General features: G+C 70.0%; 18 protein-coding genes and 1 tRNA gene. 8 read left to right on the top strand and 11 right to left on the bottom strand.

The annotated features are described in order from the left end of the window. Window position 1: 1 nt before the first annotated feature. On the bottom strand, window positions 2-2512 hold the full coding sequence (gene rnr / locus ACOZ90_RS13125) for a ribonuclease R (protein ID WP_422894089.1): 2511 nt from the start codon (window positions 2510-2512) through the stop codon (window positions 2-4). A gap of 102 nt (window positions 2513-2614) precedes the next feature. Between rnr and ACOZ90_RS13120 the strand changes: the two genes are divergently transcribed. Continuing rightward, window positions 2615-2701: transfer RNA gene (locus ACOZ90_RS13120), tRNA-Leu, on the top strand. A gap of 61 nt (window positions 2702-2762) precedes the next feature. On the opposite strand, the gene ACOZ90_RS13115 is transcribed toward ACOZ90_RS13120, so the two are convergent. Beyond that, window positions 2763-3875: a porin gene (locus ACOZ90_RS13115; RefSeq protein WP_422894088.1), complete on the bottom strand. Its 1113-nt coding sequence runs from the start codon at window positions 3873-3875 to the stop codon at window positions 2763-2765. 384 nt (window positions 3876-4259) lie between these two features. Between ACOZ90_RS13115 and ACOZ90_RS13110 the strand changes: the two genes are divergently transcribed. After that, window positions 4260-4391, top strand: coding sequence for a hypothetical protein (locus ACOZ90_RS13110; RefSeq protein WP_422894087.1), 132 nt, complete (start codon window positions 4260-4262; stop codon window positions 4389-4391). Window positions 4392-4417: 26 nt separating this feature from the next. Here the strand turns inward: ACOZ90_RS13110 and ACOZ90_RS13105 are convergent, their stop codons facing one another. After that, a complete protein-coding gene (locus tag ACOZ90_RS13105) occupies window positions 4418-5191 on the bottom strand; it encodes a Crp/Fnr family transcriptional regulator (RefSeq protein ID WP_422894086.1) in 774 nt (257 codons plus the stop codon). 161 nt (window positions 5192-5352) lie between these two features. Between ACOZ90_RS13105 and parC the strand changes: the two genes are divergently transcribed. After that, window positions 5353-7596, top strand: coding sequence for a DNA topoisomerase IV subunit A (gene parC / locus ACOZ90_RS13100; RefSeq protein ID WP_422894085.1), 2244 nt, complete (start codon window positions 5353-5355; stop codon window positions 7594-7596). Beyond that, window positions 7597-8295, top strand: a complete 699-nt coding sequence (locus ACOZ90_RS13095; RefSeq protein WP_422894084.1) for a thiopurine S-methyltransferase — start codon at window positions 7597-7599, stop codon at window positions 8293-8295. It begins immediately after the preceding gene. A 38-nt stretch (window positions 8296-8333) separates the two neighbouring features. Here the strand turns inward: ACOZ90_RS13095 and bfr are convergent, their stop codons facing one another. Then, window positions 8334-8810 (bottom strand): bacterioferritin, encoded by a 477-nt coding sequence (gene bfr, locus ACOZ90_RS13090; protein ID WP_422894083.1) that lies wholly within the window; start codon window positions 8808-8810, stop codon window positions 8334-8336. Window positions 8811-8931: 121 nt separating this feature from the next. After that, complete coding sequence (gene gltS, locus ACOZ90_RS13085; RefSeq protein ID WP_422894082.1) at window positions 8932-10188, bottom strand: sodium/glutamate symporter; 1257 nt, start codon at window positions 10186-10188, stop codon at window positions 8932-8934. Window positions 10189-10336: 148 nt separating this feature from the next. On the opposite strand from gltS, the gene ACOZ90_RS13080 reads away from it, so the two are divergent. Next, on the top strand, window positions 10337-12724 hold the full coding sequence (locus ACOZ90_RS13080) for a penicillin acylase family protein (RefSeq protein WP_422894081.1): 2388 nt from the start codon (window positions 10337-10339) through the stop codon (window positions 12722-12724). A gap of 8 nt (window positions 12725-12732) precedes the next feature. Here ACOZ90_RS13080 and asnB read toward each other — a convergent pair whose 3' ends face one another. The 6 genes from asnB to map form a co-directional block, all read right to left on the bottom strand. After that, entirely contained in the window at window positions 12733-14436 is a 1704-nt protein-coding gene (asnB, locus tag ACOZ90_RS13075) for an asparagine synthase B (RefSeq protein WP_422894080.1), read from the bottom strand. 359 nt (window positions 14437-14795) lie between these two features. Then, entirely contained in the window at window positions 14796-15923 is a 1128-nt protein-coding gene (gene dapE / locus ACOZ90_RS13070) for a succinyl-diaminopimelate desuccinylase (RefSeq protein ID WP_422894079.1), read from the bottom strand. Between the two features lie 4 nt (window positions 15924-15927). Next, window positions 15928-16284, bottom strand: a complete 357-nt coding sequence (locus tag ACOZ90_RS13065) for an arsenate reductase (RefSeq protein ID WP_422894078.1) — start codon at window positions 16282-16284, stop codon at window positions 15928-15930. Between the two features lies 1 nt (window position 16285). Continuing rightward, on the bottom strand, window positions 16286-17152 hold the full coding sequence (dapD, locus tag ACOZ90_RS13060; RefSeq protein WP_422894077.1) for a 2,3,4,5-tetrahydropyridine-2,6-dicarboxylate N-succinyltransferase: 867 nt from the start codon (window positions 17150-17152) through the stop codon (window positions 16286-16288). Between the two features lie 154 nt (window positions 17153-17306). Continuing rightward, entirely contained in the window at window positions 17307-19937 is a 2631-nt protein-coding gene (gene glnD / locus ACOZ90_RS13055) for a [protein-PII] uridylyltransferase (protein ID WP_422894120.1), read from the bottom strand. Continuing rightward, window positions 19934-20713, bottom strand: a complete 780-nt coding sequence (gene map, locus ACOZ90_RS13050) for a type I methionyl aminopeptidase (RefSeq protein ID WP_422894076.1) — start codon at window positions 20711-20713, stop codon at window positions 19934-19936. The genes glnD and map overlap by 4 nt, the downstream gene beginning before the upstream one ends. A 293-nt stretch (window positions 20714-21006) precedes the next feature. Between map and rpsB the strand changes: the two genes are divergently transcribed. The 3 genes from rpsB (at window position 21007) to pyrH (ending at window position 23728) form a co-directional block, all read left to right on the top strand. Beyond that, window positions 21007-21870: a 30S ribosomal protein S2 gene (gene rpsB / locus ACOZ90_RS13045; protein ID WP_422894075.1), complete on the top strand. Its 864-nt coding sequence runs from the start codon at window positions 21007-21009 to the stop codon at window positions 21868-21870. A 102-nt stretch (window positions 21871-21972) separates the two neighbouring features. Then, on the top strand, window positions 21973-22854 hold the full coding sequence (gene tsf, locus ACOZ90_RS13040; RefSeq protein WP_422894074.1) for a translation elongation factor Ts: 882 nt from the start codon (window positions 21973-21975) through the stop codon (window positions 22852-22854). A gap of 151 nt (window positions 22855-23005) precedes the next feature. After that, on the top strand, window positions 23006-23728 hold the full coding sequence (gene pyrH, locus ACOZ90_RS13035; protein ID WP_422894073.1) for a UMP kinase: 723 nt from the start codon (window positions 23006-23008) through the stop codon (window positions 23726-23728). Window positions 23729-23776 lie beyond the last annotated feature (48 nt).

Here is a 23776-nt window from a genome sequence, read left to right as displayed (position 1 = left end):
GTCAGTACGGCTTCTTTTTTCGCTTGGCGGGTTTGCCGCGTTCGGTCAGGTCCCTGGGGGGCTTCGGCTCTTTCTTCGAGGACTTCTTGCCCTGCGGCTCGCCCTCCTCCACCAGGCCGAAGTCGATCTTGCGCTCCTCCAGGCTGGCCTTGAGAACGCGCACGCGGGCGCGGTCGCCGAGGCGGTATTCGCGGCCGCGGCGGTCGCCGGTGAGGGTGCGGCGGATGGGGTCGAAGTGGTAGAAATCGTGCGGCAGCTGGGTCACGTGCACCAGGCCGTTGACCTTGGATTCGTCCAGTTCGATGAACAGCCCGAAGCTGGTGACGCCGCTGATCACGCCGTCGAACTCGCCGCCCACGTGCTCCTCCATCCACGCCGCACGGTAGCGGTCGTCGACCTCGCGCGAGGCCTCGTCGGCGCGCCGGCCCTTCTCCGAGCTCTGCAGCGCCAGCCCCACCATCTCGCGGTTGGAGTATTTGAAGCTGGACGACTTCTTCCCGGACAGCGCGTGCTTGATGGCCCGGTGCACCAGCAGATCCGGGTAGCGGCGGATGGGCGAGGTGAAGTGCGCGTAGTGATCCAGCGCCAGGCCGAAGTGGCCGATGTTGTCCACCGAGTACACCGCCAGGCTCTGGCTGCGCAGCAGCACGGACTCGATCAGCGGGCCGTCGGCGCGATCACGCACGCGGTTGAGCAGGCTGGTGAAATCCTTCGGCCGCACCCTGCCCCAGGCCGGCATCCGCAGCTGGAACTCCTTTAGGAACTCCAGCAGGTCCAGGTACTTGGACTCGGGCGGCTTGTCGTGGATGCGGTACGGCGCCGGGAGGTCGGTGTCGAGCAGGAACTTCGCCGCCTCCACGTTGGCTGCGATCATGCACTCCTCGATCAGCTTGTGGGCGTCGTTGCGCACCAGCATGCCGGCGCGCACCACCTCGCCGGTGTTGTCCAGCTCGAAGCGCACCTCGGAGGTCTCGAACTCGATCGCCCCGCGCTTGCTGCGCGCCCGCGCCAGCGTCTTGTACAGCTTGTGCAGGTCGCGGATCTGCGGCATCAGCTTGCCGATGTCCTTCTTCGCCTGCTCATCGTCCTCGCCGATGGCCTCCCACACCTGGGTGTAGGTCAGGCGTGCGTGCGAGTGCATCACCGCCTCGTAGAACTCCGACTCGTGCACGGTGCCGTCGCGGCCCACGCGCATGTCGCACACGAAGCACAGCCGGTCGACCTTCGGCTTGAGCGAGCAGATGCCGTTGGACAGCGTCTCGGGCAGCATCGGGATGACGAAGCCGGGGAAGTACACGCTGGTCGCGCGCAGCTGGGCCTCGTCGTCCAGCGGCTGCTCCGGGCGCACGTAGTGGGACACGTCGGCGATCGCCACCACCAGGCGGAAGCCGTCGCGGTCGGCCTCGCAGTACACGGCGTCGTCGAAGTCCTTGGCGTCCTCGCCGTCGATGGTGACCAGCGGCATGTCGCGCAGGTCGCGGCGGCCGCGGATCTCCTTCTGCGTGACTTCCACCGGTACCGCGGCGGCCTCGTCCAGCGCTTCCTGCGGGAATTCGTACGGCAGGCCGTGGCCGTGGATGGCGGCCTCCACCACCAGCGACGGCTTGAGCACGTCGCCCAGCACCGACAGCACGCGGCCGATCGGCGGACGGTGGGTGTCGGGCGCGTGGACGATCTCGCACACCACCAGCTGGCCGTGCTCGGCGCCCTCGCGGGCGTCGTGCGGGATCTGCACGTTGCGCAGGATCCGGCGGTCGTCCGGCACCACGAAGCTGATGCCCGATTCCACGTTGAAGCGTCCCAGCAGGCGGGTGGAGCGACGCTCGAGCACTTCGGCGATCACGCCCTCGCGGCGGCCGCGGGCATCCACGCCGGACACGCTGGCCATGACCCGGTCGCCGTGCATGGCCTTGCGCATTTCATACGGCGGCAGGAACAGGTCGTCGCCCGCGCCGCTGTCCGGGCGCAGGAAGCCGAAGCCGTCGGGGTTGGCGATGACGGTGCCGGAAATCAGCTCCACCTCGCCGGCCGGCACGTGGCCGCCGCGGCGATTGCGCAGCAGCTGGCCGTCGCGAACCATCGCGCCCAGGCGCTTTTCCAGCGCCTCGAAGCGATCCGGCGCGGTCAGGCCGAGCAGCGCTGCGATCTCCTCGGACTTCTGCGGGCCCTCGGCTTCCGACAGCGCTGCCAGGATCGCCTCGCGGCTGGGAATCGGGTTCTCGTAGCGGCCGGCCTCGCGCTCGGCGTGCGGATCAATCAGGCGCCCCTTGGTGTCGCGCCTGGGCGTGTCGGCGGCCTTCGGCGTCTTGCCGCGGCCGCCGGAGCCGGGGCGTGCGGGCTTTGCATCGCGCCCGCCGGGGGCAGCGCTGACGGCCGGATCGGGCATCCAGGGCGGCAGTTTCTTCGCTTTCGCGGGGCGCTTGCCTGCAGGTCTGGAGCGCGTGGATTGCCCGGACTTGCCGGAGGTCTTCGAAGTGCGCGATCCGCCGCGCTTGCTTGGGGGTTTGGCCATCGGGCGGATGTTACACGGCACCTGTTCAGGCGGGCGTGATCGGTCGAAGCGCCGAACCGTTGACTTCGCCCAGGGAGATCAGCAAAATACACGGCTTGACCCGCCCAGGTGGCGGAATTGGTAGACGCACTAGCTTCAGGTGCTAGCGGGGGCAACCCTGTGGAGGTTCGAGTCCTCTCCTGGGCACCAATCGGGTCAACAGACATCAAACCCCGCGCAAGCGGGGTTTTTTGTTGTTCGGAGCTGCGGCCTAGAACCGCAGGGTGGCCCGGACATAGATGTCGTCATCGCGCCGCGTGCCCGCGGCCCCGGTGGGCACGTCGATTTCCTCCCGGCGGCGTACGCGCGCGTCCAGTTGCCAGGCGGGCGAGGCCTGCCAGACCCAGCGCACCTCGGTCAGCCTGTCGTTGGGCCGGAAGTCACTCGACACCAGCCAGCCATCGGCCACCCGGCCATGGACGATGCCCAGGTCGTGGTTGGGCAGCACATCAATGAAATTGAGCGAGGCCTGCCATGAGAACGCGTCGGCATCGCCGGTTCCGCTGCCCATCGCTTCGCGCCGGGGCGTGTTCGGGGCGTATCCCAGTTCACCCCCCAGCCGCAGCTGCGTGCCGCCCTCGCCCAGCGACCATTGCGCGGTGGCCTTGCCGGTGATGGCCACGTAATCCTCGCTGTGCGGATCAGCGGCACCATGCGGGTGCAACGCCGAGGGCAGCCAATTGAGCGTGATCACGCGCTGGATCAGCGGCCCCACCGGCGTCTTCGACTCGACGACCGCGAGGGCGCCGATCCGCGCTTCACCGTCACTGAATCCCAGCGGTGGGCGCAAGGTTCCCGTAGGCCCGCGGCGGTCGTTGTGGCGCACGATCAGGTGGGTGGTCCAATCATCACCGGGCCGCCACTGCAGCCACGCGCCGTCGGTCCAGGTGATGTCGAAGTTCGGGCTGTCGTTCTGGTCAAGCGACTTCTTCATCACGTCGTCCAGGCCCCATGCCGCCTGGAAGCGGCCCACGCGCAGGCTCCACGGCGCGTCGGCGGCGCGGTATTCCAGATACGCCTCATCGACCGTGGCCTGCCCGTTCCTGAGCCCCGCCGGGCCCGGGGCGTAGGTGCGCAGCCAGAACTCCTCGTCGCCCTGGTCGGTGTCGAGCCGGGCGGCAACCCGGCCGCTGAAGTGCCAGCCGCCGCCCAGGTCCCCGCGCAGGCGCAGGCGCAAGCGGGCTCGCAGGCTGTCGGCATCGGTCTCGGCGCCGCTGCGTGCGCGCGTCTCGGAGGCGACGTAGCCGACCCGCATGTCGCCGCTGGCCGTCCAGGCGTCGCTGGCGTGGGCGAAGCCCGCGGCCAGCGCCAGCGCGGTGGCCAACGCGATTCGCGGGCACGATCTTGATGCGGATCCGGCAGCTCTGGCGGATCGGGGAGTGCATTGGGTACGCATGGCGGCCTCCGGGCGTGGCGCCGCGGCCCACCGCATCCGATGGCCACGGATCGTGCCGGAAAGCGTGCGCCTTGCATGCCGCGGAGACATTGACCTGGATCAACCGCCCCACAGTCGGAGGCCGGCGCGTACCCCGGGCGGGCGCGAGGGTCGCGTGCATGGCCCCCGGTTTGCAACCCCCGGCGAGCCGCCGTGAACGGTTCAGGAGCCCGTGGTTGCGCGGCGTCGTGCCTTCACGCGGGCTGGAGATCTGGCGGGCGCATGATCGCGCCGGGAAGGGCGTGATCAGACAACCCAACCGAGGACACCACCATGGCTCCGCAGAAGTCGAACCCGAAGAAGGAAGCAGGCGGCGGCAGCAACAAGCAGTCCAAGTCGGCTGACAGGAAGCAGGGATCCGAGCACCAGCGCGACGAGCGCAAGGGCCGCGACGGCAACCGCTGACCGCAGGACGCGGAGGGCGCGATCCGCTAGAGCCCGGCCAGCTCGCGCAGGCGTGGCGGATCGCGCAGTTCTATATGGTGGGGGTGCTCGAAATAGAGCACCCCTTCCTGTTTCAGGCGGCTGAAGGTGCGGCTGACGGTCTCGATGGTCAGGCCAAGGTGGTCGCCGATGTCGGCCCGGGTCATCGGCAGATCCACCTGGTTCAGCGCGCCGCCGCGCAGGTGCTGGCGCTTGCTCAGATCCACCAGGAACGCGGCCAGGCGCTCGACCGGGGTCATCCGCGCCAGCGCCATCAGGAAATTGTCGGCCACGTCGAGCTCGCCGCAGGCCTGGGAGAACAGGTTGCTCTCGAAGTCCGGATAGCGCTCGCACAGGCTGCGCAGGCTGTCGACGCTGAAGCTGCACAGGGTGGATTCGGTGACCGCTTCGAGGGTGTACCGGTACTGATCCGAGCTGGTGAATCCGATGAACTCGCCCGGCAGCACGAAGGCGTGCACGAAGCGCCGGCCGTCGGGCAGCAGGCGGCTCCTGCGCATCATCCCGGAGGTCACCGTGTGCACCTCGCGGCGCGGATCGCCTTCGCGGGCCAGCACGTTGCCGGCCGGGAGCCTGACCTGGCCGCCCAGCTGCTCCAGGGCGTGGATTTCCTCCGGCGGGATCACCGTGCACGGCGCCAGCCCACGCACCAGGCAGCCTTCACAGTGGCCGTGCAGGCGCCTGCGCTGTGCGCAATCGGCCTGCCGACTGCGGGGAACCTGTTCCTCTTGTGGCTGGCCGCTGGTCGGCTGGCTGGGCGTCATGGCGTGCGCTCCTTGAGATCCCATCATAACCGCGCCCGCGGCCGTCCGGGCCTCCGCTTTTGGTCGGACGGCCCCCGTTTCCGTCCGGGCCACATTCTTTTGGTAGGAGCGCGCCATGCGCGCTCCTACTAGAATTGGCTTCCCCGATTTCTGCAGTCCCGATGACCGACACCATCCGCACCTCCTTCCACGGCTTCGAGCAGATCCCGCTGCGCGAGTACGCCGAGCGCGCCTACCTCGACTACTCCATGTACGTGGTGCTCGACCGCGCCCTGCCCTTCATCGGCGACGGCCTCAAGCCGGTGCAGCGGCGGATCATCTACGCCATGAGCGAGCTGGGCCTGGGCGCCAGCGCCAAGCCCAAGAAATCCGCCCGCACCATCGGCGACGTGATCGGCAAGTACCACCCGCACGGCGACAGCGCCGCCTACGAGGCGATGGTGCTGATGGCGCAGCCGTTCTCGTACCGCTACCCGCTGATCGACGGCCAGGGCAACTTCGGCTCCTCCGACGACCCCAAGTCGTTCGCGGCCATGCGCTACACCGAATCGCGCCTGACCCCGATCGCCGAGGTGCTGCTCAGCGAACTGGGCCAGGGCACGGTCGACTGGACGCCGAACTTCGACGGCACCCTGCAGGAGCCGGGCTGGATGCCGGCGCGGCTACCGCACCTGCTGCTCAACGGCACCACCGGCATCGCCGTGGGCATGGCCACCGACGTGCCGCCGCACAACCTGCGCGAGGTGGTCTCGGCCTGCATCCACCTGCTGGACGAGCCCAAGGCGACGGTGCGCGAGCTGTGCGAGCACGTGCGCGGGCCGGACTACCCGACCCAGGCCGAGATCATCACCCCGGCCGCCGACCTGCTCACGCTGTATGAAACCGGCTATGGCGCCATCCGCGCCCGCGCCACGTTCAAGCGCGAGGGCCAGAACATCGTGGTCGACGCGCTGCCGCACCAGGTCTCGCCGAGCAAGGTGATCGAGCAGATCGCCACCCAGATGCGGGCCAAAAAGCTGCCGTGGCTGGAGGACATCCGCGACGAGTCCGACCACGCCAACCCGACCCGGGTGGTGCTGGTGCCGCGCTCCAGCCGGGTGGATGCCGAACAGCTGATGGGCCACCTGTTCGCCACCACCGACCTTGAGCGCAGCTACCGCGCCAACTTCAACGTGATCGGCCTGGACGGCCGCCCGCAGGTGAAGAACCTCAAGGCGCTGCTGGCCGAATGGCTGGAGTTCCGCACCGCCACCGTCACCCGGCGGCTGGAGCACCGGCTGGAGAAGGTGGAGCGCCGCCTGCACCTGCTGGAAGGCCTGCTGGTGGCGTTCCTGAACCTGGACGAGGTGATCCGGATCATCCGTACCGAGGACGAGCCCAAAGCGGTGCTGAAGGCGCGCTTCGAGCTCAGCGACGACCAGGTCGACTACATCCTGGAAACAAAGCTGCGCCAGCTGGCCCGCCTGGAGGAGATGAAGATCCGCGGCGAGCAGGACGAGCTGGACAGCGAGCGCGACCGCCTGATCGCCACCCTGGGCAGCAAGGCGAAGCTGAAGCGGCTGATCCGCACCGAGCTGCTGGCCGACGCCGACAAGCACGGCGACGAGCGCCGCTCGCCGCTGGTGGAGCGCGGCGCCGCCCAGGCGCTGGCCGACACCGACCTGGTGCCCAGCGAGCCGGTCACCGTGGTGCTGAGCAAAAAGGGCTGGGTGCGCGCGGCCAAGGGCCACGACGTGGATCCGGCCGGCCTGTCCTACCGCGAGGGCGACAGCCTGCTGGCGTACGCGCGCGGGCGCAGCAACCAGCCGGTGGCATTCCTGGACTCCAACGGCCGCAGCTATTCGACCATTGCCCACAGCCTGCCGTCTGCGCGCGGCAACGGCGAGCCGCTGACCGGGCGGTTCTCGCCGGCGGCGGGGGCGTCGTTCCTGGGCGTGGCCAGCGGCGAGCCGGAGGCGCGGTTCGTGCTGGCCTCCTCGCTGGGCTACGGCTTCGTCACCCGCTTCTCCAACCTGGTGGGCCGGCAGAAGGCCGGCAAGACCATGCTCAGCGTGCCGGCCGGCTCGGGCGTGCTGCAGCCGGCGCCGGTGGGCGACGTGGAGGCCGACCGCATCGTGGCGGTGACCAGCGCCGGGCACCTGCTGGCCTTCCCCGTGGCCGAGCTGCCGGAACTGGAGAAGGGCAAGGGCAACAAGCTCATCGAGATCCCCAAGGCCAAGCGCGGCACCGAGAAGGTGGTGGCGGTGGCTTCGGTGCCGCCCGGCGGCACCCTGCAGGTGCACTCGCGCGGGCGGGTGATGAGCCTGTCGTTCAAGGACCTGGAGACCTACCTGGGCGCCCGCGCCTCGCGCGGCGGCCTGCTGCCGCGCGGCTGGCAGAAGGTCGAAGGGCTGTCGGTCGAATAGATGGAGCCCGATTTCTGGCACCAGCGCTGGCAGGCGGGGCGGATCGGTTTCCACCAGGATCGGCCACTGCCGCTGCTGTGCAAGCACTGGCCGGCGCTGGATGTGCCGGCCGATACCACGGTCTTCGTACCGCTGTGCGGCAAGTCGCTGGACATGGCCTGGCTGGCCGGACAGGGGCATCGCATCCTCGGCGTCGAGCTGTCGGAGCTGGCGGTCCGGCAGTTCTTCGACGAGCGCGGCCTGGAGCCCCGGGTCCGCGAAACCCGCTACGGCCGGCATTACGCCGCCGGCCCGTACGAACTGATCGCCGGCGACGCGTTCGCGCTTGATGCCGACGCGCTGGCGGGCTGCGCCGCGGTATACGACCGCGCCGCCCTGATCGCCCTGCCCCCGGAGCTGCGCCGGCGCTACGCGGCCACCGCCCTGCGCCACCTGCCGGCCGGCTGCGCGGGACTGCTGGTGACGTTGGAATATCCGCAGGACGAGAAGGACGGGCCGCCGTTTGCCGTGGGCGAGGCCGAGGTACGGGATCTGCTGGAAGCGGGCCGGACGGACGGCCCGGGCGATTCAGGATCCGCGCCGCGTGCCTGGGACGTCACCCTGCTCGAGCGCCGCGACATCCTGGCCGGCGAGGACCGCTTCCGCGAGGCCGGCGTCACCGCCCTCAACACCGCCGTCTACCGCCTCCACCACCGGTAGGAGCGCGCCATGCGCGCTCCTACGTTATTCGGGCGGGGTCAGGCTTCGCTGCCCATCCGCGCCTGCTGGTAGTTCTCCAAGCCGATCATTTCGATCAGGCGGAGCTGCTTCTCCAGCCAGTACGTGTGGTCTTCCTCGGTATCGGCCTGCTGCTTGACCAGCATCTCGCGGGTCACGTAGTCGTTGTGCTTCTCGGCCAGGGCGATGCCCTTGGCGAGGTTGGCGCGCACGCTGTACTCCAGATCCAGATCCTTGCGCAGCATCTCCTCGACCGTACCGCCGGGATCGATCGGATCCGGGCGCATGTCCGGGTTGCCTTCCAGGAACAGGATCCGGCGCAGGATCGCGTCCGCGTGCTCGGTCTCCTCTTCCATCTCGTGGTTGATGCGCTCGTACAGCTCCTGCAGGCCCAGATCCTCGTAGCGGCGCGAATGCAGGAAATACTGGTCGCGGGCGGCAAGCTCGCCACGCAGCAGGAAATTGAGGTAATCGACGACTTCGGCGTTGCCCTTCATCGCGGGTCTCCTTGTTGGGGGTGAGCGCCTGGCACCCGGGCCTGTTGGACACAGTATGCCGGGACAGCCGTTGCGATGACGGGATGAGAACCACTCGTCTTCGCGTTCTCGACTCCGGCGTTCAGCCCGCCATCACGCCCACGATCACCGCGTTGGCAATGTCGATGAAGAAGCCGCACACCAGCGGCACGATCACGAATGCGCGCGGGGCGGCGCCGTACTCGCGGCTGACCGCAGTCATGTTGGCCATGGCGGTAGCGGTGGAGCCCAGGGCGATGCCGCCGAACGCCGAGCTGACCACCGCCGACTCGTAGTCCCCGCCCATCGCCTTGAACACCACGAACACCGAGAACAGCACCACCAACGTGACCTGCACCAGCATCGCCACCGACAGGAAGCCCAGCAGCGGCTCCAGCACCCACAGCTGCAGGCCCATCAGCGCCATCACCAGGAACAGGCCCAGGCTGATGTCGGAGATCAGCGCGATGCCCGGCTGCATGGCGTCCGGCCGCCACATGCGCCGGCCGTTGGGCGCGAACAGATCCCCCAGCAGCCGCAGCAGGATGCCCGCCACCAGCGCACCGACGAACTCCGGCAGCAGCAGCCCGGCCTCGCCGATGAGGTGGCTGATGCCGTGGCCGAGCATCAGCGCGATGTTGAGCCAGAACAGCGCCAGAAGCACGCCGGTGTAGTCCAGGGTGGCGCGCGACTCGTCGCCGTACAGGGTGCCGACCTCGAGCTCGGCGTCGGCCGAGGGCATCACCGGATGGCGCTTGATCAGCCAGCCGGCGATGGGGCCGCCGACCACGCAGGCGGCGATCATGCCGACCATGTTCGCGGCCAGGCCGATTTCACCGGCGTTGGCGATGCCCAGCTCGTCCACGAAGTGCGGCGTCCAGGCGATGGTGGTGCCCACCCCGCCGGTCAGCGAGACCGAGCCGACCATCAGCCCGGCCCTGGGATCCATGCCCCACGCACCGGCCAGGCCCATGCCGACCAGGTTCTGGAACACGATGTAGAAGCCGGCCAGCGCCAGCAGCACCACCAGCTTCCAGCCGCCCCTGGCCAGCGCGGCCACCCTGGAGTTCAGCCCCAGCGCGGCGAAGAAGTAGAGCAGGAACATGTCGCGCGCGCCCAGCTCGAAATCCACCTGCATGCCCATGCCGTAATACAGCGCGCACACCACCGCCGCGCACAGCACGCCGCCCACCACGGGCTCGGGGATGCTGTAGCGGCGCAGGGTGGCGATGCGCGCCGACAGGCCCTTGCCGACGAACAGCAGCAGGATCGCCAGGGTCAGCGCGGGCAGCGCCTCGACGGTGGTGACCTCCGGCAGCCCGTTGATGCCGGGCAGCCGGGCCACGGCGGTCTCGATCATGGAATCTCCGTTGTCTCACCCGAAAGCACGGCCTGCGGCCCGGCGGTTGCCACCGCCCCGTGCAGGAGGAACCCGGCGACTTTAACCGGCGCAGCCTTTGCGTGCCGGACGTTGTAAGGTGCGCGCACCCAGGCCAACGGTTTCCAGCATGCGCAAGTGGTTGCCCCGTGTCGTCCTTTTGATCGCCGCCCTGCTCCTGCTGGCGCTGCTGGCGGCATGGCTGCTGCTGCGCGCCAGCCTGCCAGCGCTGGATGGCGAGCACGCGCTGGCCGGCCTCGGCGCGCCCGTGCAGGTGGAGCGCGACGCGCTGGGCGTGGCCACCATCAGCGCGGCCAGCGCGGCCGACGCCGCGCGCGCGCTCGGCTACGTGCACGCGCAGGAGCGCTGGTTCGAGATGGATCTGATGCGGCGCAGCTCGGCCGGCGAGCTGGCGGCGCTGTTCGGCGAGCTGGCCCTGGACGCCGACCGCGAGCGGCGTCGGCACCGGCTGCGGGCGCGGATCCGCGAGCGCCTGCCGGAGATCGCCGGCGAGCGCATGGGCGAGCTGGCGGCCTATGCCGAAGGCGCCAACGCCGGGCTCGCGGCGCTGGGCAGCCGGCCCTGGGCCTACCAGCTGCTGCGCGCGCAGCCCGAGCCGTGGACGCCGGAGGATTCGATCCTGGCCGCGTACGCGATGTACTTCGACCTGCAGGGCGGGCGCAACGAACACGAGCTGCGGCGGTGGAAGGCCGCCGCGCACCTGCCGCCCGCGCTGCGCGACCTGCTGGCCCACGACGGCAGCGACTGGGACGCGCCGCTGATGGGCGAAGCGCGCGGCGACGCGGTGCTGCCCGGGCCCGAGGCAGTCGATCTGCGCAGGCTGCCGTTCCCCGGCACCGATGCGCCGGTCGCGCTCTCGGATACCGGCACCCCGGGCAGCAACAACTTCGCCGTCGCCGGGGCGCTGACCGCCGACGGGCGCGCGATCGTGGCCAACGACATGCACCTGGGGCTGCGCGCGCCCAACGTCTGGTTCCGGGCGCGGCTGCGCTACTCCGAGGCCGGCGCGCCCGGCGGCCGGGTGGACGTGTCCGGCTTCACCCTGCCCGGCGTGCCGGCGGTGATCGTGGGCAGCAACGGGCACGTCGCCTGGGGCTTCACCAACAGCTACGGCGACTACATGGACTGGCGTATCGAGACACCCTGCGCGGATGGCGTGGCCGCCGACGGCTGCGAGCCGGCGATCCGCCACGTCGAGCACATCGAAGTAGCCGGCGGCGAAGACATCGCGTTCGAGATCCTGGAGACCGGCTGGGGGCCGGTGGTGGAGTGGCTGGACGACGGCCGCGCCCTGGCCCTGCGCTGGGTGGCGCACCTGCCCGGCTCGCTGAACCTCGAGCTGGCCGGGCTGGCCGCGGCCGGTGACCTGGACGAGGCATTGGCCGCCGCCGACCGCACCGCGGTACCGACCCAGAACCTGATGACCGGCGACCGCCACGGCCGCATCGCCTGGCGGCTGCTGGGGCCGCTGGCCGAGCGCGACCCCGGCTGCCACCAGCTGCCGGTGGCTGGGATGGAACCGGCTGCGGACGGTCTTGGGGAACGCGATTGCAGCCCCTGGACGATCGCCACCGACCGATCGCCGATCGTGGTCGACCCCGCCGAAGATCGGCTCTGGACAGCGAATTCACGGGTGGTTGGCAGTGCGGCCGAAGCGCTGGTCGGCGACGGCGGCTACGCCTTCGGCGCGCGCCAGCAGCAGATCCGCGACCTGCTGTTCGCAAGCGACAGCTTCACCGAGCAGGATCTGCTTGATCTCCAGTTGGACGCACGCGCCGTGCTGTTGGATCGCTGGTGGCACCTGCTGGACGGCCTTCCGCCGCGCGACGATGCGCCGGCGCTGCTGGAGCTGGCGGCCGCCGCATCGGACTGGAGCGGGCGCGCCGATACCGGTTCGGTGGGCTACCGCATCGTCCGTGCCTGGCGGCTGGCCGTGCACGCACGCATCGCCGACGGCCTGACCGGGCCGGCGCAGGTGGCGCTGGGCGATGACTTCGCCATGCCCGACCTGCCGCAGCTGGAAGGCGTGGCCTGGCCGCTGGTGACCCGGCAGCCGGCGCACCTGCTGTCGCCGCGCTTCGACGATTGGCACGGGCTGTTCGAGGATGCCGCGCGCGAGGTGCGCGACGCGCTGGCGGCCAGCGGGCCGCTGGCCGAACGCAGCTGGGGCGAGCGCAACACGACGCGGATCTGCCATCCGCTTGCCGATGCGGTGCCGCTGCTCGGGCGGCGGCTGTGCATGCCGGCCGAGCCGCTGCCCGGCGACGGCATGATGCCGCGGGTGCAGGGGCCCTCGTTCGGCGCTTCGCAGCGGATGGTGGTGGCGCCCGGGCACGAGGCCGACGGCATCGCCCACATGCCCGGCGGCCAGAGCGGCCACCCGCTGTCGCCGTTCTGGGGCGCCGGCCACGCCGACTGGGCCCGCGGCGACGCCTCCCCGTTCCTGCCCGGCCCGGCGGAATACCGGATGACCCTGATCAGCCCCCCACCCCCGTAGGAGCACGATCAGCCGGGGGCGGGTTGGTACGCGGCGGCGTGGACGCCGGCGACGGCGCGGCCTGACGGGTCGGCCGAGGCATCGAAGGCGGCGTCCCACGCGATCGCGGTGGCGGTGGAACAGGCGATGGACTTGCCGCCGGGCACCGTCTCCGCCGCGGCGCGGCTGGGGAAGCACTGCTCGAACAGGGTGCGGTACCAGTACGCCTCCTTGCTCGCCGGCGGGTTCACCGGGAAGCGCCGGTGCGCGGCCGCCAGCTCTCGGTCGCTCACCTGGGCCTCGGCGTACGCCTTGAGCCCGTCGATCCAGCCGTAGCCGACGCCGTCGCTGAACTGCTCCTTCTGCCGCCACAGGATCTCCGGCGGCAGGTAGCCCTCGAACGCCTGCCGCAGGATCCCCTTCTCCATCCGCTGCGGCCCGCTGGACTGGCGGTGCACCATCTTCTGCGCCGCGTCCATGCGCATGGCCACGTCCAGGAACTCCACGTCCAGGAACGGCACCCGCGCCTCCACGCCCCAGGCCATCATCGACTTGTTGGCGCGCAGGCAGTCGTAGTTGTGCAGGGCGTCGAGCTTGCGCACGGTTTCCTCGTGGAACTGGCGCGCGTCCGGGGCCTTGTGGAAATACAGGTACCCGCCGAAGGTCTCGTCGCTGCCTTCGCCGGAGAGCACCATCTTCACCCCCATCGCCTTGATCCGCCGCGCCAGCAGGTACATGGGCGTGGAGGCGCGGATGCTGGTGACGTCGTAGGTTTCGATGTGGCGGATCACGTCGGGCAGCGCGTCCAGGCCTTCCTGGAAGGTGTATTCGAAGCCGTGGTGCACGGTGTCCAGCGACTTCGCAGCCACCTCGGCCGCGGCCAGGTCGGGCGAGCCTTCCAGCCCGATGGCAAACGAATGCAGGCGCGGCCACCAGGCCTCGGAGTTGTCGTTGTCCTCGATCCGGCGGCGGGCGAAGCGGGCGGCCACCGCCGCCACCAGCGAGGAATCCAGCCCGCCGGACAGCAGCACCCCGTAGGGCACGTCGCTCATCAGCTGCCGGTGCACGGCGGCCTCGAAAGCCTCGCGCAGCTCGTCCGGCGCCACGTGCGTGCCCTGCACGGCATCGTAGTCGCGCCAGGGGCGGTCGTAGTAGCGGCGCAGCTCGCCGGTCGCGCTGTCGTACCAGTGCCCGGGCGGGAACTGGGCGACATCGGCGCAGGTGTCCACCAACGCCTTCATCTCCGAGGCCACGCGCAGCCGGCCCTCGCGGTCGTGGCCCCAGTACAGCGGCACCACGCCGATCGCATCGCGGGCGATGATCGCGCGGCCGCGCTCGCTGTCCCACAGGGCGAAGGCGAAGATGCCGTTGAGGCGGTCGAGGAAGGCACCGGGCTCGCTTTCGCGGTACAGCGCGTTGATCACCTCGCAGTCCGAACCGGTCTGGAACGCGTAGTCCTTGCGCAGCTCGCCCTTGAGCTCGCGGTGGTTGTAGATCTCGCCGTTGACGGCGAGTACCAGGCGGCCGTCTTCGGACTTCAGTGGCTGCGAGCCGCCGGCCGGATCGACGATGGCCAGGCGCTCGTGCACCAGGATCGCGCCTTCGCCCACGTGCACCCCGCTCCAGTCGGGGCCGCGGTGGCGCTGGCGCGCCGAGCATTCCAGCGCGTGGCGGCGCAGCGCGGCGACGTCGTCGCCCGGCTGCAGGTCGAAGATGGAGAAGATGGAGCACATGGGGGAGTTTCCTCGGCTATGGGGATAACGCACGGGCTTCCCGGCTCAGGACAGGCTGCGGACGCTTGGCGGGCAAGAAAAAACCCGCATCGGCGGCCGATGCGGGTTTCCTGGTGTCCGGGCGTTCTTGTTTCGGTGCTACGCCTGTCCGCCACCCCGCATCGGCCGCGCGCGATTATTCGCCCGCGCGTTGTTGCGCGGATTGTTATTCACGGCGGCGGCGTGGAGCTGCGACATGGCTGCATCCTGCGCCGTTTCCGGGGGGCATGCAACCACCGCCCGGGCGTGACGATGGCAATCGCTGTAGGAGCGCGCCATGCGCGCGCCTACCCCAAGGGCAGGGAGATGCATTGCAGGCCTTACAGGAGGCGCTGGATCAGGGCCTGGTAGAGATCCGGCAATGCCTCGAGGTCGGCGACGCGGATGTTCTCGTCGACCTGGTGGATGCTGGCGTTGACCGGGCCGATCTCGATGCAGTGGGCGCCGAGCGGGGCGATGAAGCGGGCGTCGGAGGTGCCGCCGCCGGTGCTTTCCTCGGGCGCGGCGCCGGCGAACCGGGTCAGCACCTCGCGGGCGGCATCGCGCAGCGGGCCTTCGGGAGTGAAGAACGGTTCGCCGCTGCGGTGCCAGCGCAGGTCGTGGTCGAGCCCGTGGCGTTCGAGCAGCGCGGCCACTTCCGCCTCCAGCCGCGGCGCGTCCCAGTTGGGGTTGTAGCGCAGGTTGAAGGTGGCCTTCAGCTCGCCGGGAATGACGTTGTCGGCGCCGGTGCCGGCGTGCACGTCGCTGACCTGCAGGCTGGTGGGCGGAAAGGTCTCGTAGCCGTCGTCCCACTTGCGCGCGGCAAGCTCGGCCAGCGCCGGGGCGGCCTGGTGGATGGGATTGCGGGCCTTGTCCGGATAGGCGACGTGGCCCTGCACGCCGCGCACGGTGAGATGGCCGGTGAGCGAGCCGCGGCGGCCGACGCGCAGCAGGTCGCCCAGCGTCTCCTGCGAGGACGGCTCGCCGGTGATGCACCAGTCGATGCGCTGGCCGCGCTCGCGGAAGGTCTGGGCGACGCGGCGCACGCCGTCGATGGCGTCGCCCTCCTCGTCCGAGGTCAGCAGCAGCGCGAGGGTTCCGGGGTGACCCGGGTTGGCGGCCACGAAGCGCTCGGCGGCGACCACGAACGCGGCCACCCCGCTCTTCATGTCCGCGGCACCGCGGCCGTACAGCACGCCGTCGCGGATCTCCGGCCTGAACGGGTCGCTGGCCCAGGCTTCGCGCGGCCCCGGCGGCACCACATCGGTGTGGCCCAGCAGCACCAGCACCGGCCCGTCGCCGCTGCCATGCGTGGCCCAGAGGTTGTCGACTTCCCCGTATCGCAGGTGCTCGCAGGCGAAGCCGGCGCGGCCCAGGCGTTCGGCGATCAGCGCCTGGCAGCCGGCGTCGTCCGGCGTGACCGAGGCGCGCGAGATGAGCTCCTGCAGCAGTTCCAGGACGTCGGACATGGCGTCAGCTGATGCCGAAGCGCTGCTTGAAGCCGTTGTCGGAGAAGCCCTGGGTGACGGCGCCGTCTGCGGTGACGACCACCGGCCGGCGGATGAGCTGCGGATGTTCGCGCAGCAGCAGCTTCCACTCGGCGTCGCTGGCGGCGGCCTTGCGGTTGTCGGGGAGCTGGCGCCAGGTGGTCGATGACTTGTTGACCATCTTCTCGAAGCCGCCGAGCTTGCCGGCCCATTCAACCAGGGTCTCGGGCGCCGGCTTGTCGTCGCGGTAGTCGACGAACTCGTGCTCGACGCCGAAGCGATCCAGCCACTTGCGCGCCTTGCGGCAGGTATCGCAGTTCTTCAATCCGTAGAGGGCAGTCATGTCAGGCGAGTCCTCGCAGCAGTTCGTTGACGGAGGTCTTGGCGCGGGTGCGCTCGTCGACCTGCTTGACGATCACCGCGCAGTACAGCGAATGGCTGCCGTCGGCGGCGGGCAGCGAGCCGGCCACCACCACGCTGCCGGGCGGGACGTAGCCGTAGCCGGTCTCGCCGGTCATGCGGTTGTAGATGCGCGTGCTCTGGCCCAGGAACACGCCCATGCCGATCACGCTGTGGTGGCCGACCACCACGCCCTCCACCACTTCCGAGCGCGCGCCGATGAAGCAATGATCCTCGATGATGGTGGGCGTGGCCTGCAGCGGTTCCAGCACGCCGCCGATGCCGGCGCCGCCGGAGATGTGGCAGTGGCTGCCGACCTGGGCGCAGGAGCCGATGGTGGCCCAGGTATCCACCATGCTGCCCTCGCCCACGTGGGCGCCGATGTTGACGAAGCTGGGCATCAGCACCACGTCGCGGCCCATGTGGCTGCCGCGGCGGGCGATGGCGCCGGGCACCACGCGCACGCCCAGCGCGCGGAAGGCGGCCTCGTCGTAGCCTTCGAAGCGCGCCTCGATCTTGTCCCAGAACGGCGCCGGATCGGCCTCCACCAGCGCCATCTCGTTGAGGCGGAAATACAGCAGCACGGCCTTCTTCAGCCACTCGTTGACCTGCCAGCCGTGCTCACCTTCGCCGGGCTCGGCAACGCGCAGGTGGCCGGACTCCAGGCCATCCAGCGCTTGTTCCACCGCCGGGCGCACGCTGCCCTCGATCTCTTCGAGGATGAGCGCGCTGCGCCGGGCAAAGGCGGATTCGATGGTGTGGCGCAGGCCGGCGATGCTGTCGGGGTCGGCGTTGAATTCGGTGTCGGTCATGGGGATGGGTTCCGGGGGAGTGGGCTGTCGGTCGATACGGTCACCCTCGCGGGAGCGGGGGTCCAGCATCTTCGGACAATGATGGCGAAGGCGCCGGGTTCCCGCCTGCGCGGGAACGACGACGCGGCAATGGATCAACATCATCGGGCAACGTCTAATCCGCTCCTTCGCCGTCCAGGCTGGCCAGCAGCGCTTCGCGCAGCGCCTCGCGCCGCGCATCGTCCAGCGGGCGGTTGTTTTCGTCGGTCAGGCGGAACACGTCCTCCACCCGCTCGCCGAAGGTCGCAATGCGCGCATCGTGCACCCGCAGCCGCTGCTCGCGCAGCACGTGGGCCACGCCGGCCAGCAGCCCGGGACGGTCGGTGCAGACCAGGCTGAAGATGGTCTGGCCGCCGTCGGCGGTATCGTCGAAGGCGATCTGCGGGACGATGCGGAAGTGGCGCAGGTGGCGCGGCTGGTTGCGGCGCGCCGGGCGCACGTCCAGGTTGCCGGCCAGCACGGTGGCCAGCTTGCGCTCAATCGCCGCCGGCTCGGGCATGTAGCGTGCATCGGTGGGCAGCACCTGGAAGGTGTCGAAGATGGTGCCGTGCGGGCCGTCCAGCGCGCGTGCCTGCTGGATCGCCAGGCCGCTGCGATCCAGGGTGATGGCGATGGCGGTGAACAGGCCGTCGCGGTCGGGCGAGTGCACGAACACCTCCAGCGCCTGCGCCCCCTCCGCCAGCCGCCGCACCTTCACCACGGTGTCGCCGGGATCGGTGCCGCGCAGCGCCATCGCCTGCCAGGCCACCTGGTCGGGACGGCTGCGCAGGAACACCGCCCCGGGCATGCGCCGGAACAACGCATCGGCCTCGTCATCGTCCACCGCATGCGCCGACATCAGTCCGCGCGCGCGCTCGCGGGTGTCGGCCACCCGCTCCACCATCGCCACCGGGTTCTCCAGCCCGCGGCGCAGCGCCAGCCGGGTGGCGGTGCGCAGGTCGGTCAGCAGCCGATCCTTCCACGCGTTCCACAGCCGCGGCGAGGTGCCGGCGATGTCGGCGCAGGTCAGCAGGTACAGGTAATCCAGCCGCTCGCGATCCGCCACTTCGGTGGCGAAGGCGTGGATCACCCCGGGATCGGAGATATCCAGCTTCTGTGCCGTGGTCGACATCAGCAGGTGCCGGCGCACCAGCCACTCCACCAGCGAGGCATCGGCATCGCCCAGCCCGTGGCCCAGGCAAAACTCGCGCGCATCCACCGCGCCCAGTTCGGAATGATCGCCGCCGCGGCCCTTGGCGATGTCGTGGAACAGCCCCGCCAGCAGCAGCAGCTCCGGTTTGCGCAGCTGCGGCCATATCTCGTGGGCGGCGCTGAAGCGCGCGTCCGGCTCGGCGGCGGCGAAACCGGCGATGTTGCGCAGCACCGCCAGCGTGTGCTGATCCACCGTGTACATGTGGAACAGGTCGAACTGCATGCGCCCGGTGACCTGCGCGTACTCGGGGATCCACGTGCCCAGCACCCCCAGCCGCGACATCCGCTCCAGCGTGCGCACCGGCGTGGGCCCGCGCAGCAGCGCCATGAAACGCGCGCGTTCGGCAGGCTCGGCATCGCGCCAGGACGGCAGCGCGTGCAGCGATTCGGCCAGCGCGCGCTCGGTCTGCGAATGCAGCCCGCGCACCTGCGGGTTGGCCGCCCAGCAGGCGAACAGGTCGAACACGCGCTCCACGTCGCCGCCGGGCCAGACCTCGTCGCTGGCCGCCAGGTAGCCGCGGCGGGTGGCGAACTCGCCGTCCAGCGGCCGCTCCTCGCCCTCCCCCTCCAGGTGCTCCTCGAAACGCTGCACCAGGCGCTCGCTGATCCGCAGCACCACCGCCGCGCTGCGGTAGAACGCCTGCATCATCGTCTCGACCAGCGCGTTGCCGGCCTCCTCCACGTGCTCCAGCCGCGCCGCCAGCGCCTTCTGGTGGTCGAAGCGCAGCCGCTCCTCGGCCTTGCCGGCCACCAGGTGGAGGCCGAAGCGCAGCGTGGACAGGGTGCGCCGTTCGCGCTCCAGGGTGGCGTGCTCATCGATGCCGAGCAGCCCGAGGTTGATCAGCGGCTCCATTCCATGGGTGCCCAGCACCCGCCGCGCCAGCCAGCGCAGGGTCTGCACGTCGCGCAGCCCGCCCGGGCCGTCCTTGATGTTGGGCTCCAGGTTGTCGGCGGTATCGCCGAAGCGGGCGTGGCGGCGGCGCTGCTCGTCCAGCTTGGCGGCGTAGTACTCCGCTGGCGGCCAGGTGCGCCCGACCGAGATCGCCTCGTTGAGCATGCGCACCTCGGCCAGGTTGGCCAGCAGCGGACGCGCCTCCTGCAGCGAGGTCTGCACGGTGATGTCTTCGGCGGCAATGCGGGTGCATTCCGCCGCGCTGCGCACCGCGTGGCCCACCGGCAGCCCGGCGTCCCACAGCAGCGCGAACAGCCGCGCCAACTCGTCCCGGTAGTCCGCCTGCGAGCCCTCGCCGGCCAGCGCCAGCAGGTCGATGTCCGAGTACGGGAACAGCTCGCCGCGGCCGTAGCCGCCCACCGCGAACAGCGCCAGCGGCGCATCGGAGGGAATGCAGCGGGCCCAGGCCTGGCGCACGTGGGCATCCACGGCGTTGACCCGTTCGGCCAGCAGGCGGTCGATGTCCTCGCCGTCGTCGAAGCGCGCGGCCAGCTCGGCGTCGTGTTCGGCCAGCGATGCCCTGGCCTCGGCGGCCCAGGCGGCATCGTCCACCTGCCTGCCGCCGTTACCCGCCTGCGGGGGCACGGCCGTGGCCACGGTCAGAGGAAGGCTTCGTTGTCGTCGCCGGGGATCATGGTCAGCACGTCCACCCCGTCGGCGGTCACCGCCACCATGTGCTCCCACTGCGCCGAGAGCCTGCGATCCTTGGTCACCACCGTCCAGCCGTCCGGGAGCAGCCGGGTGTGGCGCTTGCCCTCGTTGATCATCGGCTCGATGGTGAAGGTCATGCCCTCCTGCAGCACCAGACCCTCGCCCGGATTGCCGTAGTGCAGCACCTGCGGCTCGTCGTGGTAGACCTTGCCGATGCCGTGGCCGCAGTACTCGCGCACCACGGAAAAGCGCTCGGCTTCGGCAAATTTCTGGATCGCGTGGCCGATGTCGCCCAGGGTCGCGCCCGGCTTCACCGCGCGGATGCCCTCGAACATCGCCTTGCGGGTGGTCTCCACCAGCCTGCGCGCCATCACCGATGGCTCGCCCACGTAGTACATGCGGCTGGTGTCGCCGTGCCAGCCGTCCTTGATCACGGTGACGTCGATGTTGATGATGTCGCCGTCCCTGAGCACCTTCTCGCCCGGGATCCCGTGGCAGATCACGTTGTTGGCCGAGATGCAGGTGGCCTTGGGGTAGCCGCGGTAGCCGACGTTGGCCGGCGTGGTGCCCTGCACGTTGACGATATGCTCGTGGCAGATGCGATCCAGCTCCTCGGTGGTCACGCCGGGCTTCACGTGCGGCGCCACCACCTGCAGCACCTCGGCCGCCAGGCGGCCGGCCACGCGCATCTTCTCGATCTCTTCGGGGGTCTTGAGGTTGATAGCCATCCGGACATTATCGCCGATCGGCCCGGGCGCGGCAGGAAGATTGCGCCGAAAGGTGCACAAACCGTATAATCGGCCGGTTGCAGCCCCGGGCCCGCCCGGCGCAGCCGCCCACGCCGGGCGTCACCGGCGAATACACACCCGTCGCCACAGCCCGTGCCGGGGTGCCTCCTTCGGGAGGTTCGGTCACGGAAGCGACGGGGAGGCCCAACCCCGGAACCCATCGCCCGCCCCCGTGCAGGCAGACCGCCCCTACCCTTTCCGGCGGCCGGGTTCCATATCCAGGAGTCATAGCAATGCCCCAGATCACCATGCGCCAGATGCTGGAGGCCGGCGTTCACTTCGGCCACCAGACCCGCTACTGGAACCCCAAGATGGGCCCGTACATCTTCGGCGCCCGCGGCAAGATCCACATCATCAACCTCGAAAAGACCATGCCGCTGTTCAGCGACGCGATGAACTTCATGTCGTCGATCGCCCAGAAGCGCGGCATCGTGCTGTTCGTGGGCACCAAGCGCAGCGCGCGCGAGGCCGTGAAGGAAGAGGCCGAGCGCTGCGGCATGCCGTTCATGACCCAGCGCTGGCTGGGTGGCACCCTGACCAACTTCGTCACCGTGAAGAAGTCGGTCGCCCGCCTGAAGGAGCTGGAAGCCGCCGAGACCGACGGCACCTTCGACAAGCTGGTCAAGCACGAAGTGCTGGGCCTGCGCCGCGAGCGCGAGAAGCTGGAGGCCTCGCTGGGTGGCATCAAGGAAATGCCGCGCCTGCCGGACGCGCTGTTCGTGATCGACATCGGCCATGAAGACATCGCCGTGAAGGAAGCCAAGAAGCTGGGCATCCCGGTCATCGCCGTGGTCGACACCAACTACGACCCGTCGCTGGTGGACTACCCCATCCCGGGCAACGACGACGCCATCCGCGCCGTGCAGCTGTACGCCCGCGCCGCCGCCGACGCGGTGCTGGAAGGCAAGGCCGCCGCCCCGTCCGCCGCCAGCGTGCGCGAGGAAGAGTTCGCCGAGGGCGGCGACAAGCCCGCCCGCAAGGCTCCGGCCAAAAAGGCCCCGGCGAAGAAGGCCGCCGAGGCCGCCGCAAAGGAAGAGGCCCCCGCCGAGGCTGCTCCCGAGGCGCCCGCCGACGACAAGGCCGCCGCGGCCGAGTAACCGCCGTGCAACCCCGCCGCGCCATGCTGCGCGGCAAGCGGGGTGCGCATCCGATCCGAAGGCGGGCCACGGCCCGCCCTACATCCGTATTCGAGGTTCAACATGGCTGAAATCACCGCATCGATGGTCAAGGAACTGCGCGAACGCACCGGCGCAGGGATGATGGAGTGCAAGAAGGCACTCACCGAGAGCAACGGCGACATCGACGCCGCCGCCGAAGCCCTGCGCAAGTCGGGCCTGGCCAAGGCCGACAAGAAGGCCAGCCGCGTCACCGCCGAAGGCCGCGTGGCCACCGCCCAGAGCGGCGGCAAGGCGGTGCTGGTCGAGATCAACTCGGAAACCGACTTCGTGGCCAAGGACGACAACTTCGTCGCCTTCACCAACGCCGTGGCCGAGGCCGCGCTGACGGTTGACGGCACCGAGGTCGAGTCGCTCAAGGACGCCAAGCTGGCTTCCGGCGACACCGTCGAGGATGGCCGCGCCGCGCTGATCTCCAAGATCGGCGAGAACATCCAGATCCGCCGCATCGCCCGCGTGGACAGCGCCAACAACGTGGCTTCCTACGTCCACGGCGGCCGCATCGGCGTGCTGGTCGAGGTCAAGGGCGGCGACGAGGAGCTGGCCCGCGGCCTGGCGATGCACATCGCCGCCATGAACCCGCCGCACAACAAGGCCGAAGACGTGCCGGCCGAGTTCATCGCCAAGGAGAAGGAGATCGAGCTGGCCAAGATGTCCGAGAAGGATCGCTCCAAGCCGGCCGAGATCCTGGAAAAGATCATCAGCGGCAAGCTCAACAAGATCGTCAACGAGGTCACCCTCTACGGCCAGCCCTACGTGCTGGACACCAACCAGACCGTCGAGCAGGCCCTGAAGGCCGCCGGCGCGGACGTGGTCGGCTTCCAGCGCCTGGAAGTGGGCGAAGGCATCGAGAAGGTGGTCGAGGACTACGCCGCCGAAGTGATGAAGCAGGCCGGCCTGGCCTGATCGCAGGCTTCACGCAGTACCCGAAGGGCCGCGGACATCCGCGGCCCTTTTTTTCTCCGCAAGCCGCGCCCCGCCGCGAACAAGAAAGGAACCGCGACCACCGGCCCCCCATCGGCTAGAATTCCCGCGTTTGCCTGCCCCCGGAGCCCCCATGTCGAACCTCGCCTACCGCCGCGTCCTGCTCAAACTTTCCGGCGAGGCCCTGATGGGGGATGAGGACTACGGCATCGACCCCAAGATCATCACCCGCCTCGCCCGCGAAGTCATGGAAGCCCAGCAGGCCGGCGCCGAGATCGCCCTGGTGATCGGCGGCGGCAACATCTTCCGCGGCGCCGGCCTGGCCGCCGGCGGCATGGATCGCGTCACCGGCGACCAGATGGGCATGCTGGCCACCGTCATCAACGCCCTGGCGATGCAGGACGCGCTGGAAAAGCTCGGCGGCAAGGTGCGCGTGATGAGCGCGCTCAAGATCAACGACGTCTGCGAGGACTACATCCGCCGCCGCGCCATCCGCCACCTGGAAAAGGGCCGGATCGCCATTTTCGCCGCCGGCACCGGCAACCCCTTCTTCACCACCGACTCGGGCGCCGCCCTGCGCGCCATCGAGATCGGCGCCGACCTGCTGCTCAAGGCCACCAAGGTCGACGGCGTCTACGACGCCGACCCGGCCAAGAACCCCGACGCCACCCGCTTCGACACCCTCACCTACGACGAAGCCCTCAACCGCGACCTGCAGGTGATGGACACCGCCGCCTTCGCCCTGGCCCGCGACAGCGACCTGCCGCTGCGCATCTTCGACATGGGCCAGCCCGGCCAGCTGCTGCGCATCCTGCAGGGCGAACAGATCGGAACCCTGGTCAAGGGCCGCGGCTAACGCCCGGTGAAGCCGGCTGCCGCTATAATCCGGCGGTTAACCGCACAG

Origin of the sequence: Luteimonas dalianensis (genome assembly GCF_049339425.1) — a bacterium.
Taxonomy (GTDB): domain Bacteria; phylum Pseudomonadota; class Gammaproteobacteria; order Xanthomonadales; family Xanthomonadaceae; genus Luteimonas; species Luteimonas dalianensis.
This window is presented reverse-complemented; position numbering and strand designations above follow the sequence as displayed.

What these genes read in the sequence shown, in the direction of transcription:
- ACOZ90_RS13080 (WP_422894081.1), top strand. Translation starts at nt 10,337, where the DNA reads ATGCGCAAGTGGTTGCCCCGTGTCGTCCTTTTGATCGCCGCCCTGCTC.
- gltS (WP_422894082.1), bottom strand. Translation starts at nt 10,188, where the DNA reads ATGATCGAGACCGCCGTGGCCCGGCTGCCCGGCATCAACGGGCTGCCG.
- map (WP_422894076.1), bottom strand. Translation starts at nt 20,713, where the DNA reads ATGGCTATCAACCTCAAGACCCCCGAAGAGATCGAGAAGATGCGCGTG.
- dapD (WP_422894077.1), bottom strand. Translation starts at nt 17,152, where the DNA reads ATGACCGACACCGAATTCAACGCCGACCCCGACAGCATCGCCGGCCTG.
- ACOZ90_RS13095 (WP_422894084.1), top strand. Translation starts at nt 7,597, where the DNA reads ATGGAGCCCGATTTCTGGCACCAGCGCTGGCAGGCGGGGCGGATCGGT.
- tsf (WP_422894074.1), top strand. Translation starts at nt 21,973, where the DNA reads ATGGCTGAAATCACCGCATCGATGGTCAAGGAACTGCGCGAACGCACC.
- pyrH (WP_422894073.1), top strand. Translation starts at nt 23,006, where the DNA reads ATGTCGAACCTCGCCTACCGCCGCGTCCTGCTCAAACTTTCCGGCGAG.
- ACOZ90_RS13110 (WP_422894087.1), top strand. Translation starts at nt 4,260, where the DNA reads ATGGCTCCGCAGAAGTCGAACCCGAAGAAGGAAGCAGGCGGCGGCAGC.
- ACOZ90_RS13105 (WP_422894086.1), bottom strand. Translation starts at nt 5,191, where the DNA reads ATGACGCCCAGCCAGCCGACCAGCGGCCAGCCACAAGAGGAACAGGTT.
- parC (WP_422894085.1), top strand. Translation starts at nt 5,353, where the DNA reads ATGACCGACACCATCCGCACCTCCTTCCACGGCTTCGAGCAGATCCCG.
- bfr (WP_422894083.1), bottom strand. Translation starts at nt 8,810, where the DNA reads ATGAAGGGCAACGCCGAAGTCGTCGATTACCTCAATTTCCTGCTGCGT.
- asnB (WP_422894080.1), bottom strand. Translation starts at nt 14,436, where the DNA reads ATGTGCTCCATCTTCTCCATCTTCGACCTGCAGCCGGGCGACGACGTC.
- rnr (WP_422894089.1), bottom strand. Translation starts at nt 2,512, where the DNA reads ATGGCCAAACCCCCAAGCAAGCGCGGCGGATCGCGCACTTCGAAGACC.
- dapE (WP_422894079.1), bottom strand. Translation starts at nt 15,923, where the DNA reads ATGTCCGACGTCCTGGAACTGCTGCAGGAGCTCATCTCGCGCGCCTCG.
- rpsB (WP_422894075.1), top strand. Translation starts at nt 21,007, where the DNA reads ATGCCCCAGATCACCATGCGCCAGATGCTGGAGGCCGGCGTTCACTTC.
- ACOZ90_RS13065 (WP_422894078.1), bottom strand. Translation starts at nt 16,284, where the DNA reads ATGACTGCCCTCTACGGATTGAAGAACTGCGATACCTGCCGCAAGGCG.